The 12,564-nt window shown below is 54.3% G+C and carries 10 protein-coding genes; 3 read left to right on the top strand and 7 right to left on the bottom strand.

The genetic code is table 11. The annotated features are described in order from the left end of the window. Window position 1: 1 nt before the first annotated feature. Entirely contained in the window at window positions 2-925 is a 924-nt protein-coding gene (locus DKK75_RS00920; protein ID WP_110451592.1) for a glycosyltransferase, read from the bottom strand. Window positions 926-1,145: 220 nt separating this feature from the next. Between DKK75_RS00920 and DKK75_RS00930 the strand changes: the two genes are divergently transcribed. After that, entirely contained in the window at window positions 1,146-1,892 is a 747-nt protein-coding gene (locus DKK75_RS00930) for an SDR family oxidoreductase (protein ID WP_110451594.1), read from the top strand. Window positions 1,893-1,910: 18 nt separating this feature from the next. Here the strand turns inward: DKK75_RS00930 and DKK75_RS00935 are convergent, their stop codons facing one another. After that, complete coding sequence (locus tag DKK75_RS00935) at window positions 1,911-2,531, bottom strand: isochorismatase family protein (RefSeq protein ID WP_110451595.1); 621 nt, start codon at window positions 2,529-2,531, stop codon at window positions 1,911-1,913. A gap of 348 nt (window positions 2,532-2,879) precedes the next feature. Between DKK75_RS00935 and DKK75_RS00940 the strand changes: the two genes are divergently transcribed. Then, the gene (locus DKK75_RS00940; RefSeq protein WP_110451596.1) at window positions 2,880-3,650 is read left to right on the top strand and encodes a GNAT family N-acetyltransferase; all 771 of its coding nucleotides are present in this window, start codon (window positions 2,880-2,882) and stop codon (window positions 3,648-3,650) included. A 26-nt stretch (window positions 3,651-3,676) separates the two neighbouring features. On the opposite strand, the gene DKK75_RS00945 is transcribed toward DKK75_RS00940, so the two are convergent. The 4 genes from DKK75_RS00945 to DKK75_RS00960 form a co-directional block, all read right to left on the bottom strand. Next, window positions 3,677-5,950: an ATP-binding cassette domain-containing protein gene (locus DKK75_RS00945; RefSeq protein ID WP_110451597.1), complete on the bottom strand. Its 2,274-nt coding sequence runs from the start codon at window positions 5,948-5,950 to the stop codon at window positions 3,677-3,679. Further along, window positions 5,947-6,345: a MarR family winged helix-turn-helix transcriptional regulator gene (locus DKK75_RS00950; protein WP_258333097.1), complete on the bottom strand. Its 399-nt coding sequence runs from the start codon at window positions 6,343-6,345 to the stop codon at window positions 5,947-5,949. The genes DKK75_RS00945 and DKK75_RS00950 overlap by 4 nt, the downstream gene beginning before the upstream one ends. A 539-nt stretch (window positions 6,346-6,884) precedes the next feature. Further along, window positions 6,885-8,756 (bottom strand): ATP-binding cassette domain-containing protein, encoded by a 1,872-nt coding sequence (locus DKK75_RS00955; protein ID WP_110451599.1) that lies wholly within the window; start codon window positions 8,754-8,756, stop codon window positions 6,885-6,887. Next, the gene (locus DKK75_RS00960; protein WP_110451776.1) at window positions 8,753-10,042 is read right to left on the bottom strand and encodes an ABC transporter permease; all 1,290 of its coding nucleotides are present in this window, start codon (window positions 10,040-10,042) and stop codon (window positions 8,753-8,755) included. The genes DKK75_RS00955 and DKK75_RS00960 overlap by 4 nt, the downstream gene beginning before the upstream one ends. A 146-nt stretch (window positions 10,043-10,188) precedes the next feature. Here DKK75_RS00960 and DKK75_RS00965 point away from each other — a divergent pair, with 146 nt between their 5' ends. Beyond that, complete coding sequence (locus DKK75_RS00965; protein ID WP_110451600.1) at window positions 10,189-10,932, top strand: TetR/AcrR family transcriptional regulator; 744 nt, start codon at window positions 10,189-10,191, stop codon at window positions 10,930-10,932. A gap of 691 nt (window positions 10,933-11,623) precedes the next feature. Here DKK75_RS00965 and DKK75_RS00970 read toward each other — a convergent pair. Then, on the bottom strand, window positions 11,624-12,472 hold the full coding sequence (locus DKK75_RS00970; RefSeq protein ID WP_258333098.1) for an HNH endonuclease: 849 nt from the start codon (window positions 12,470-12,472) through the stop codon (window positions 11,624-11,626). Between the last annotated feature and the right edge of the window lie 92 nt (window positions 12,473-12,564).

The raw sequence follows: 12,564 nt of genomic DNA on the forward strand, positions 1-12,564 counted from the left end.
GTCACTTCTTTCGGCTGTCATTCACCGACTTCCCATGGAACCGGTTGAGCAGGGTGGTCATGATGGCATACAGACAGCCGCGTACTTGGTCCGGCAGCAGACGGTAGCAGGCGCGGATGAGAATGTTTCTGACATATTGTGTCGGGCTGATGAAGCCATCTTGCAGAAAATCGTTTTGGAGCCGCAGCTCGTCACGGAACATGCGCATGCCGCCTCTTCGATGATACATAGCCGTATCGGATCGATAAAGGACCAGAGGTTCCTTGATGTTGCCGATATGTTCGCCAGCGATCAGCATGGTTTCCCAAAGACGGTAATCTTCGAAGCGCCCGGCATTCTCCGGGTAACCGCCCACCCTGCGCACACTGGTTTTGCGAAAGGCCACACTGGGGTGGTGCAGGGGGGAATGCAGCGTAGCATATGTCCGAAGTTCGGATCCTCCCTCTGGCAGATATCGGATCCGGCCGGGAGCGTGCTCGTCTTTTGAAAACTCCTGGATGGCGCTGCCCAAGGCATCTAAACCTGATGAGGCCAGCAGGGGGATGAGCACGCTGAATCTTGCTGGGCGGGATATGTCGTCGCTGTCTGCCCTGGCCACCAGTTCGTACTTGCAGGACTTCAACCCGATATTTAGGGCGTGGGCAAGGCCTTTATTGGCCTGTAGCCGCACAATCGTGAACTCGGGCATCTGATCGGCTCTGTTGGCGTGGACCAACTGCGTCTTCAGCCCAGTCGGATATCCATCAATCAACTGGGACAGTTCTCTGCTCAATGGACCGTCGCACACAATGACTACCTGATTGGGCATCAGGCTTTGTTCGATGGTGTCGGATTTCAATGCGCGGGCAACGAAAGAGGGCGTGTCCCCGGCATAGACAGCCATCAGGAGGGAAAACGGAGTGCGACTCTGGTTCCTTGCGCTCATGGCAGTGCTGCCGCCTTTCTTCGTGGATTACTGCGTCGATTCTACATGCGCTCATGCTGGCGCGGTCCTGGCAGATCTGTTCTTCCCAAAAGGTCAGTCCATTACCACGTACTTGGTCATGATTGTTGGCGTGGATCTGGTTGCTGTAAAAACTTGCGCTTCCAGCGACTGGAGGTTGTACCATCAGGTCGATTGAAGATCAAGGAAAGGCGGGACTGCTATGACTGTTGAGGATAAGACAGTGCTGATCACCGGTGCTTCGTCCGGCATCGGGGAGGCCACGGCGAGGCTGTTGGCGCAGCGAGGGGCCAAGGTGGTGCTGGGCGCTCGCCGCAAGGATCGGCTTGATGAGATTGTCAATGATATCGTCCAGGCGGGTGGCCAAGCGGCCTCCGTGGCTTTGGATGTTACCGATAGGCAGGCCAATGAGGACTTCGTGGCTTTCGCCAAGAAGCAGTTCGGCGGGGTGGACGTGGTATTTCTCAACGCTGGGCTTATGCCTAACTCGCCACTGTCTGCCCTGCATGTGGACGAGTGGGAACGCACCATCGACGTCAATCTCAAAGGCGCGCTGTACGGCATTGCTGCGGCCCTGCCGGAGTTCACCGGGCAGCGTCACGGGCAGTTCATCGCTACCTCTTCGGTGGCTGGTCTCAAAGCCTATCCAGGCGGAGCGGTCTACGGGGCAACCAAGTGGGGTCTGCGTGATCTGATGGAGGTGCTCAGGATGGAGTCCGCCCAAGAGGGGACCCATATCCGCACCTCCACCATTTATCCAGCGGCCATTCGGACCGAGTTGCTGGATACCATCACAGACCAGCAGACGCTGGCCAATATGAACAAAACATATGACAGCTATCAGATCGATCCCGAACGGGTGGCTCAGGTGGTGGCCTTTGCCATTGATCAGCCTGAGGATACCAACGTATCGGAATTCACCGTCGGCCCGACCATTCAGCCCTGGTGAATTCCTTCGCTGCTGCCCTTAGTCCTTGCTGGAGGGAAGAAGACGAATGCCTGCTTGGGCCATGGCCTTTCGAGCCTCGACGCCCTGATCCTCGCTGACAGGGACGGTCAGATCCTCGAAGACCGTGACCTGGTAGCCCAGTTTTGCGGCATCCAAGGCTGTCTCCTTGACGCAGTGAGATTCGGCGATGCCGGCTACGTCCACCTGGTCGACTCCTGCCTGCGCCAGTGCGTCGGCCAAGGTGACTCCCGATGACTTGGCCGCAGCGAATTCCTCCCTGCTCTGGATTCGATCAGTGTTGTCCTCGATGCCTTCGAATCCGGAGTAGGCGGCGGAATACTGGCCCTTTTTGAAGTGATGGGCGATGCCCAGCTCCCGAATTCTGGGATGAAGCTCCGCCCCGGGTGAGCCGGCCACGCCGTGCTTGGGCCAGGTGTCCACAAAATCCGGGTGATCAGACCAATGGGATCCGGGTTCGATGTGCCAATCCTGGGTAGTGGCCATGTAGGCATAGTCTCCGGCATGGTCGTGGACGTAGTCGGCGATTTTGCCAGCTGTGGCGTTGCCCCCTTCGACTCCCAGTTCACCTCCTTCGCAGAAGGTCGGTTGAACATCTACGACAATCAAAGCCTTGGACATGGTGATCGCTCCCTTGGTCGATGCTGACGATAGGCAGAGGGAATACCGTTTGAAGCTCGGCAGGCATTCCTCTTACGGATCAGTCTAATTCTTGCAGATGCGTCGGTCCTCCCGCTTGCGTGCATGTGGACAGGTATTACGGCGGTTCCGCCTCCTGCGGCCAAGATGATAAAGGGGCAGCAAGGGAGATCAAACGTGGCTGCGTCATGCGGATCCATGCGAACTTTTGGGGTGTTTGCTTGGTATCCTAAGTGCCAGGATCGTACGGGGCTATAGCGGGTGCTTCCGGGGCTGCCTTCTTCCGTACGATGACGGAGCGGGCATCGTTCCAAGGGAGGAGATGCAGGTATGAGAATCAATGAGTTTGGACAACCTATTGGGGATATGATTTCGTTTGCCGGGGCCATGATGCCGGAGCCTGTCCAGTTGACCGGCAGAACCGTTCTGGTAGTGCCCTTGGATGAAAACCAAGACGATGCCTTCTATGAGCGGATTTTCGGTCCCCAATGCGACAAATCCATCATGACCTATAGCACTCACGACCTTTACCCTGATAGACCAGCATTCGACTCGGGATTCGCATCCATGCTCGAAAGTCGGGATCCGCTCTTCTTTGCTATTCTCCGCAAGCCGTCTGCGCCTGAACTTGGTGCCGATCAGCCTGCAGGCGGGAAGGACGCCGATATGAGCGAGCATATGAAGCTTCATGATTCGTCTGATCTGTTGGGCATGTATGCCTTGCAGCGGATAAGGTCCGACATGGGAAGCGCAGAAATGGGTCATGTCATTTACACTAAAGAGCTGCAGCGAAGCAGGCAGGCTACCGAGGCCCAATATCTGATGGCTCGGCATGTCTTCGAGGACTTGGGCTATCGCCGATATGAGTGGAAGTGCGACAGCCTCAACGCGCCCTCCCGGGCGGCGGCGCTGAGGCTGGGATTCAAGGCTGAAGGCCGGTTCAGAAACGACATGGTCTATAAGGGCCGAACTCGGGATACGGATTGGTTTTCCATAATGGATAGTGAATGGCCGGCAGTGAAAAAGCGGTTGGAGACCTGGCTTGATGATGACAATTTCGATCATGATGGCAGGCAGAAGCGCCGTCTGCAAGACTGCTGAACTTCTGCTGATCTGCATGCAGCCGCTTATGGTTGCACTGCTGCATCCTTGATAAAGCCGAAATAGGCATTCATGGCTCGGGCTGTGGGAGTGTCATTTCGGCGCATCAGTGCAAGCGGAGCCCCCTCGAATAGCACCTTGCCGCCCTCACTCCCGGCTCCTGGGCCCATGTCGATCACCCAGTCGGCCTGACCGATGAAGCGCAGATTATGTTCTATAGCGATCACAGTAAGACCTTTGTTGGCGATGAGGCTGCGTAAGAGGGCAATCTGCTGCAGGATGTTTGATTCATGCAGGCCGCTGGTAGGCTCATCCAAAATCAGCGTCTCATGAATTCCGTCTTTGAGCAGCTTGGCCAGCTTGAGGCGTTGCAACTCACCGCCCGAGAGCGTATCGAGAGCCTGCCCAACGGATAGATAAGACAGCCCGACATCCTCCAAGGCTCTCATGGCTGGGCCCAGCACCTCACGATATTGGCGTGAGGCCTCGCTGGCATTCAGTTTCAGCACCTGGGCGATGCTGAGACCGCGATATCTGGCAGACAGAGCCTGCGGTGAATACCTGGTTCCGTGGCAGCTTTCGCAGACAATGCTGGTGTCGCCCATGTAGGCGATATCCAGAGTGACGACTCCCTTGCCCTTGCAGACTGGACAGGCTCCGGCAGCGTTGAACGAGAAGAGCGAGGGGGACTCGCCTGCGGCTTTGGCGAAGGCCTTGCGCAGCGGGTCGAAGACGCCCAGGAAGGTCAACAGGTTGGAGCGTCCACTGGTCTTGATCGGCTTCTGGTCCAGGAGTATGGCATCATGCTGAGCCATGAAGCCTTCCCTGATCAGCGTGCTCTTACCCGAGCCGGCCACTCCGGTCACCACGGTCAGCATATGTCTAGGTATCTTGGCGCGGGCTCCTCTGACGTTGCGGGCAGTGACCTTGTCTATTGCATAGAAGCCGTGCGAAGGCGCCGCCGGTTCTTTCGCCGAGCCTGGATCTGACAGGGCTCTGCCAGTGGCTGTGCCGCTTTCCAGCAGAGACTGATAGTCCCCTTCAAAGACGATCCGTCCGCCTTCGCTGCCTGCTCCTGGCCCCATGTCGACGATATGGTCCGCAATGGCGATGAGCTCGGGGTCGTGATCCACGATCACTACCGTATTGCCCCTGTCTCGTAAGCCCTTGAAGATTTTCTTGATCCCGATCAGGTCATGGGGGTGCAAGCCGACACTTGGTTCGTCGAAGATGTAGAGAACGTCATTCAGGGGGCTGTTCAGGCAGTTGGCGATTTTCAGACGCTGTCCCTCTCCTCCGGAAAGCGTAGAGGTGCCGCGCTCCAGACTCAAGTAGCCCAGACCAACTGTTATCAGGTTGGCTGTCTTGCGCTCTAGGTCCTGCAGAATGGTGTCAGCCTGATCGTCATGAATCTTCTTCAGCCATTTCTGCAGGTCGGCCACACTCATGGCGGAGCAGTCGGCTATGTTCAATCCCGCGATCCTTGCCGAGCGGACCTTGGCGTTGACCCTGGTCCCTTGGCAGTCGGGGCACTGGGTGATCCGCGTTACCGGCTCCAGCTCATGCTGGTATTTGTCGTTGCTCTGATTGATGAAGGTCTTGGTGATTCGAGGCACCAATCCTTCATACATGGCTGTCTTATGCCAGGCGGGGCCTGGGTGTGCCGGTTTTTGCCTCTTGCCATAGAGCAGGAAGTCAAGGTCACCGCTGGTCCATTCCCGTAGGGGCAGATCGTTGTCAAAGTAGCCTGAATCCGTATACCTGGTCAGTCTCCAGCCTCCCGGCTGGAAGGTGGGAAAGTTGATTGCTCCCTGCTTTAGTGAGAGATCCATATTGAGCAGGTGATCAAGCAACAGACTGCGCACCGTTCCCAGGCCTTGGCAGGTCGGACACATCCCCGCAGGATTGTTGAAGGAATACGTCATGGAATACCCGATGAAGGGCTGGGCCATGCGGGAGAACAGCAGGCGCAGAGCCGTGTAGATATCGGTGTAGGTGCCTACAGTCGAGCGGGCATTGCCCGAGAGCTGCTTCTGGGTTACGACAATGGAGAAGGGCAGGTTGTCGATTCGCGCGACTTCCGCAGGTTGATACTTGGGCAGGAGCTGCTGAATGTAGGAGCTGTAGCTGCGGTTGATCATGCGCTGTGACTCGGCCGCCAGAGTGGAAAACACGAGAGACGACTTTCCTGAACCCGACAGGCCTGTGACCACGGTGATGGCTCTCTTGGGTATAGCCAGCGAGACTTGCTTGAGGTTGTGCGCGGAGGCCCGATCAATAAATATGCACTCGGTCCTCATTGGGCGACTCGCTCCTGGCGCAGCTTGGCGATCAGCCTGTTGGCAAGGGCAGCGAACTCTTTCTGTTCGTCTTCGGACCAGACCTGTCGGGCATCCTCCTCAAGGGTCTTATGCTGTTGATCGATGATGTCGAGCATGTCCCGGCCATCCTGGGTCAGGCTGGTCTCCAGCTCGCGCCGATCATGAGTATCCGGCATCTGTCTGATATATCCAAGATCGCGCAGCCTGCTCAGATTCTTGGAGACTTTGGATCGGCTCATGCCGAGCCGTTGTCCAATCTGCGAGGGCATGGACGCTCCTGCGCGCAGAACGGTGAGGATATCGTACTGTTGCCAGGTGATGCTTCCCGGATTGACCCTGTTGCGCTCTGCCACGAATTCGCACTGCAGATACATGAGAGCGTTATAAAGAGGGGACGGCTCATTTGGTTTCATATCAGAAACTATATCATATTGGAAACTATCTGTTGATAGATTGGCTCATTGTGTATCAACTTCAATTCCGCTCAGTTTTCTTGGTCTGCTGAAAGGGTAGGTGGACTTTTCGACTGCATGTTCGAGTACCGCTCTATTGCAGTCCGATACTGGACGCTTACGGACTTCCTTGTGCCAAGGCTCATCCTGAGTGGAATTCTGCTGCTTATAGAAGGGCTGCGTATGTGCCGTAGAATCTAATGCGAAATAGGCTTCGGCGCATAGGGCTTATAACGGTTTCAAACTGGATCTGATCGATGGCAGGATTGCAATTCCCCCAGGGGTGCTACACGGCTGCGAGGCTTTACAGTGCTAGCTATGATCATCGAGTTGCTGGATCGCCAAGGCAAAGACCAGCCCGCCATTGTCGAAACCTTTATCGCTGCTCGTGTATTGCGCCGGTTTACCTGGAGGGGACTATGCCAGGTGCCCCTTCAGGCTTGTTGTTGTTTGTTTTGGGTTCATCGGGAACCTTTGGCCAGAATTTCTTCCAAGGTCGCATCCGTTTGGCGTATGGCGCATTCTCGATCGGTCATGCCCAATGGGGCTAAGGCCTTCCGCACCTCCGTCTCGCTTCCGTTCGTGACCCGTAAGGTTTTTCCGTCCAGAGTGACTGGCAGGTTCGCCTGCTTCAACAGTGCAAAGGCGTCCCGCCACCTGTTTGTATGGACCATGATGGAGGAGTGCCCGCGTAGGACTTCTTCCAAGGTCCCTTCCGCCTGCGTGTGGCCATGTGAGAGAATAAGGCAGCGGTCACACTGTGATGCTTCGCTCATATAATGCGTGGTTACCAATATTCCTACACCGTTGGCGGCTGTACGGTGAAGCTCACGCCACAAACGCATTCGTGATACGGGATCCATTCCCGAAGTGGGTTCATCAAGAACCAGCAGTTTTGGCTGGTGCTCGGCAGCGATGGCATAGGCTAGGAGCCGTTGGGAGCCAAGCGGCAGATTACCGACTGGTCGCTTTCCTAAAGAATCAGCATAGAGGGCGGTCCATCCGCGCGCTGCCACCTTATAGATATCAGCCGAAAACTGCATGTTTTCCCTAGCGCTCAATGCTCGGTAGAGTCCAAGGCCTTGAGGGACATATCCTATAAGTCGACGTGTGGAGAAGCTGGGCTTTCCCCCGAACATGGACACCCATCCCTTGTCCATGGTCTCAAGCCCAAGAAGAATCCTGATGAGCGTTGTCTTTCCTGCGCCGTTCCCGCCGATAAGCCCAAGTATCTGACCTGGGTTGACCTGCAGCGATACCTTATTGAGCGCCTTGAACGATCCGAATTGCTTGGTGATCGACACAGCGTTGACGCAGGGTTTGCTGGTATGGATGATGGATGCTGAAGCCTTGCAGGGCTTGTCTGTAGAATCCGATTCCGACGTTGCTGACGCAGAAGCAGTGGCATGCCCCTTTTCTTCGTCGGAGAGAAGAAAAGCGATGGATGCATTCTCCAAGTCAAAATCGGTGCGGCGAAAATCTTGAGGTGCTCTGCTGTCCTTTGGCGATGTCCAGATATAAACGGTATCGCCCCTTTGCCAGTTATGGTAGGCAACCTTTGAAGGGCGTGCTTGCAATGAGGTTCCGAAGGAAGATTGCAGGATCATCGGCTTTCCGATGTCGAGCGAGGCCTGCCATAATTTGCCTGGTGCATCGTTCTGCATAGCTTGCGGATCGCCCACATACAGGGGTTTTCCTTGGTTCATCAGATACAGAGTCGAGGCACGGGCCGCCTCGTCCAGATATGTTGTAGCGAACAAGACGGTCCTGCCCTCGACCGCTTGGGATGATATCAGAGCAAGAATGTCTTCGCGGCTGGCCGGGTCGACGCCTGTAGTCGGCTCGTCGAGCAGGAGGAGGTCGGGTTCGTGCAGTGCTGCCATGATTACTCCGAGCTTCTGGCGCATTCCTCCTGAGAGCTGCCCTCCCAATCTGTTCCGTGCGTCCATCAATCCTGCACTTTCAATTAAATAGTCAATGCGTTCTTGAGCGTGCGCAGAGTTCATATGGTAGGCGCCAGCGACAAACCGTAGATTTTCCAGCACGGTCATGTCGCGCCATACTCCTGAATCCGCAGGTTGGTAGCCGATGCGTTCCTTGCTGGGCAGTCCTGCAATCTTCCCGGAAGCCGCTTTCACTCGGCCAGCCAGCAGCTTCAGCAGAGTGGTCTTGCCCGCGCCGTCTCCGCCGGTGAATGCGGTCAGGCTGCCTGCAGAGAATGTCCCGGTGAAGGAATCAAGCGCTTTGACTCCATCAAAGGAGACATTAATGTCTTTCAATTCAAGACTATTATTCTGTCTGCCTATTTCCTTAACGTTCTGATCCTTGCTCATCGTGCCCCTCCTCGAGTGAGTAGGCGGCGCAGTTTCAGCGAGGCGAGGGAGAACAGCACCACTGCTTCAGCGGACAGTATCGTCACGGGCAGCCATAGCGACTCCCATGTCGACCCGCGAAGCATGATTCCCTGGGCCATCTGATTGAACCATGTAAGCGGAATTATGTACCCGATCCATCGAACTGATGCCGCCATGGATTCAAGCGGGAAGATGATGCCGCCAAGCAGCATTTGCGGCATGACAATCATCATTGCCATCTGTACAGCCTGTCCAGAGTTTTGGGATATGGTCGAAATGAAAATGCCTATGCCCAGCACTACAAACAGGAACAGGACTGTTCCCAGCAGAAATATCCAGAAATTGCCCCGGAAGGGAATCCCGAATACCCATATGCCCAAGATGGTGATGATAGCCATGTCTGCCAAGGCAAGCAGGAAGTAGGGGGCTATCTTCCCGATAATGATGCTGAATGGGTTCAGTGGCATAACAGCGAGCTGTTCCAACGTGCCCTGCTCCCGTTCTCTGACCAGTCCGATACTGGTGATCATGGTGCCGATCAGCGTTATGATCAGGCCGATAAGTCCCGGAATCATGACAAAAGAGGTTTTCAAGTCGGGATTGAAGAAGATCGTCATGGCGGATGTGCTGGCATCATTGGAATGGGCACTGTTCATTTCCTTTGACATGTCGCTGTTCTTTTCCAAGGGCAGCTGAGGTCTTGGCGGTGCGGGCTGGCCCTTTGCCGCTGCCTGCTGGGCGGCGAGCTGATACTCCTGTAGTTGCTGCTCGAACTGTCTCATTTTTCCCTGCTGCGTTTTCAGGGCATTCTTTTTGGCTTCCTTTGCGTTCTGCTGCATATCTTCGCCAGCGAGCTGCAATACCGTTTTTCTGGCGGACTGCGCGGCGAATAGACCTGAACCGTCGATGTAGGCATGAGCGTCTGTCCCCAGAATTCCGCTCTGCTTATCTGCGGCATCGCCCTTTACGGTGATGACTGCATCCGCCTTTCTGTCTCGCAAAAGAGTCTCGGCGTCGTTTCTTCCATGCATATGCTCATCGGTGCTGGTGATGGTCATTCCGTCCTTGCAAGCATCGTATTTCTCCAGCTTTTCAGCGTATTGATTCGCGTTTTTTCCGATGACAATGACTGAAACCTTCTCAACTGAAAAATTCGCGGCATAGCCAAAGATGAACAGAAGAAGCACTGGCATGAGGATAAGCATGGCCAGAGTTCTTTTGTCACGCAAGAGCTCTCTGAACTCTTTGACGATCACGGCGGTCATGTTCTCTCCAATCACTCTGTCTCTCAGATCGGCCTTCGTGGCCGTTGCGCACTTATTCATCATCGATGAACAAATCGTATATTAGCACATATTCATCATTGATGAATTCTTGAGTTTCAGTTAGTATCTCCTATAGGAAATAAAGGATGGAGAACATGTCAGCCGCGGGAAAGCCAAGCACGCGAAAGTCGCTTGAAAAGAAGAAAGCAAGTCCTGATAAAACGGCGGTCAGGGCTGCTGAACGTGTAAACGAAGGGGATTGCTCTCGTAGACAGCGACGCGGGCGCCCTGGTAGAGCGAAGACTTCCGCTACGCGGGAAAACATACTTGAAGCGGCCTGCCGGGCGTTCTCCACCAGCTCATTCGATAAAGTCACTATGCGGGGGATAGCCCGGGATGCCGGTTGTGACCAAAACCTTCTCTACTACTATTTTGGCAACAAAGATGATCTGTTCTCTCGATCCGTTGAACGGATAATTTCGAGCAACCAGCTTACGGTCGATTTTGGTCTCGACAAACAGACTCATAAAGCGCCCTCGCGCATTTCGGGAGCGGAATTCATGAATCACTTATTCCGATTTCTGGAACATTCCCCGTCAGGAGAAACATATATACGCATAGTGCGCAACGCGGCAGGCAATGATCACGTCCTTCGCCTTTTGGTGAGCACCATATCGCAGCAACTCGCTAAGGCGCATCCTGGACCTGCTGATATCGATCATAAAGATGAACGCATGATGCTCATTGCATCGCAGATATTCGGCATCGTCGTTCTGCGGTATGTATTTCGGCTGGAACCACTGTCCTCCATGCCGACTCGGGAAGTGGAACAGGCCGTCGCGCCGGTGATCGACCATTACCTATATGGTGAAATCGATTTTTCAGGATGAGATCATGAATGGTTATGCCAAATTATGAGATTGACATTATTCTCGTGGTCTGAACTGCGCTTGTTGGAATGACTTACTCTATGAGCTGCCTTATCTCAGTCTGTCCCTGCAGTTATTCATCGCCTGAGTAAATAATCCGATACCACAAATGCAGAAATCCCATATGACTGGGTATCGCAGACCGGTTATTGGATGAACTTTCTTGAATTTAGAGATTGGGATAGTTGACTCATCATGAAATCGAACAAGAGGGGTCCTTGCCGGAATTCTCAATTTTGTCTTGCCCTGCTCGCAGCGTCTGGTCGCCTCCGGACATCACTGTCTTTCGAGGCACTGAGGCGATGAGGACCCTTATGGCGACAAGACCGTCTAGCTCACTATATTAAACGAACCGCTAAGATCAAACAAAGCGGAAGAACAGGATCGACAGCGCAAAGGATGGCAATGCCGACGTATGAGCTTCTAACCGCAAGGTGCCGTTGTTGGCTTGGCTCCAACGTTTTAAGAATGTCGCCTAAGTATCTGGTCGCTTAATTAGCTGCTCTGACGACGTGTTGAAGGAGGGCTTTATGGGTTTCTGGTTAGCGGGGCAACCTGTGGGCATGGCCAATGCCTTGGAAGAAAAGACCGGGAGAAATTTGTCCAATTTCCTGAGCAGTGCCAAGCGGTAGGGAAGCGATAACCTCCGTGGTTATGCAGCATCGGTAAGGAAGATGTGTTTGTGATGATACTCGATAAATTCATGTGAGGGTCGACGGATCGATGGCAACGTGATTTTCTGGTCTTCGAAGGCATAGAGCCATTGATCGTTGATCGGTGAGCGCCTTACCTTGTCGTGGTTGACCATGATGCAGTAGTCGTCGTCAATGGAGATCAGACCTTGATCAAACGCTCGGTCGTGGAAGGCATTGAGCAGCAGACCGTTCGATGCAGCGGTTTTCTCGGTCGGAGTTGATGCTTTCCATGGTTTGATATGGCTGGCAATCAGCATCGAAGGTATCTGCATGCCGGTGATGCAGCATGTACACTGGTAGTTCAAGAGCAGCGAATTACGGAAGTAAGACTGGTTGATCCGCTGAATCGTGGTCGTTTCGCGCTCGCCGCCTTCGGGATTGTGCTTGTCAAGTATCAGTTTTGTTGCAGTTTCGAGCGGGGAATATCGGTCAGAGGCCAACGGTGCTGGGTGGAAGTGGTGTTTGTTCGCTTGCAGGAGCGCGTGTTGGAGCAAATCGAGGCATTCTGCCATGAAGGCATCGGGATTTTCCGCGTACCAACGCCAGACTTGGGAATCCAGCTTGCTGCCATGCTTCATGCCTGCCTTGCCTTGTGCGCTCCGATTGGCATCATGAGCTGCGATGTTCCAGATTTTCAAGGCAACTGAGGCGGGTGTGCGGTTCAGGAATGATGCCAGACGCTGCACGTCTAGTCCATTGTCATCACACTCTCTAGGTTCAAGCACGATGTACAAGGCAAACGCCATCATCGTTTCTTCGCGCGACCAGTTGCGACGGCGTGATGCGACATTGACGTTCATAGCCATGTTCCCCAGGATAATCGATCATGAAGCTTATGGGATGTGTATCTGCGATAATTTTGAAGTCTGCATGGGTAAATGTGAATTAGGAGCGAGGG

Origin of the sequence: Bifidobacterium asteroides (assembly GCF_003202695.1) — a bacterium.
Taxonomy (GTDB): Bacteria; Actinomycetota; Actinomycetes; order Actinomycetales; family Bifidobacteriaceae; genus Bombiscardovia; species Bombiscardovia asteroides_G.

Coding starts and splice junctions, on each gene's coding strand:
- DKK75_RS00920 (WP_110451592.1), bottom strand. CDS start 925: ATGAGCGCAAGGAACCAGAGTCGCACTCCGTTTTCCCTCCTGATGGCT.
- DKK75_RS00930 (WP_110451594.1), top strand. CDS start 1,146: ATGACTGTTGAGGATAAGACAGTGCTGATCACCGGTGCTTCGTCCGGC.
- DKK75_RS00935 (WP_110451595.1), bottom strand. CDS start 2,531: ATGTCCAAGGCTTTGATTGTCGTAGATGTTCAACCGACCTTCTGCGAA.
- DKK75_RS00940 (WP_110451596.1), top strand. CDS start 2,880: ATGAGAATCAATGAGTTTGGACAACCTATTGGGGATATGATTTCGTTT.
- DKK75_RS00945 (WP_110451597.1), bottom strand. CDS start 5,950: ATGAGGACCGAGTGCATATTTATTGATCGGGCCTCCGCGCACAACCTC.
- DKK75_RS00950 (WP_258333097.1), bottom strand. CDS start 6,345: ATGTATCTGCAGTGCGAATTCGTGGCAGAGCGCAACAGGGTCAATCCG.
- DKK75_RS00955 (WP_110451599.1), bottom strand. CDS start 8,756: ATGAGCAAGGATCAGAACGTTAAGGAAATAGGCAGACAGAATAATAGT.
- DKK75_RS00960 (WP_110451776.1), bottom strand. CDS start 10,042: ATGACCGCCGTGATCGTCAAAGAGTTCAGAGAGCTCTTGCGTGACAAA.
- DKK75_RS00965 (WP_110451600.1), top strand. CDS start 10,189: ATGGAGAACATGTCAGCCGCGGGAAAGCCAAGCACGCGAAAGTCGCTT.
- DKK75_RS00970 (WP_258333098.1), bottom strand. CDS start 12,472: ATGGCTATGAACGTCAATGTCGCATCACGCCGTCGCAACTGGTCGCGC.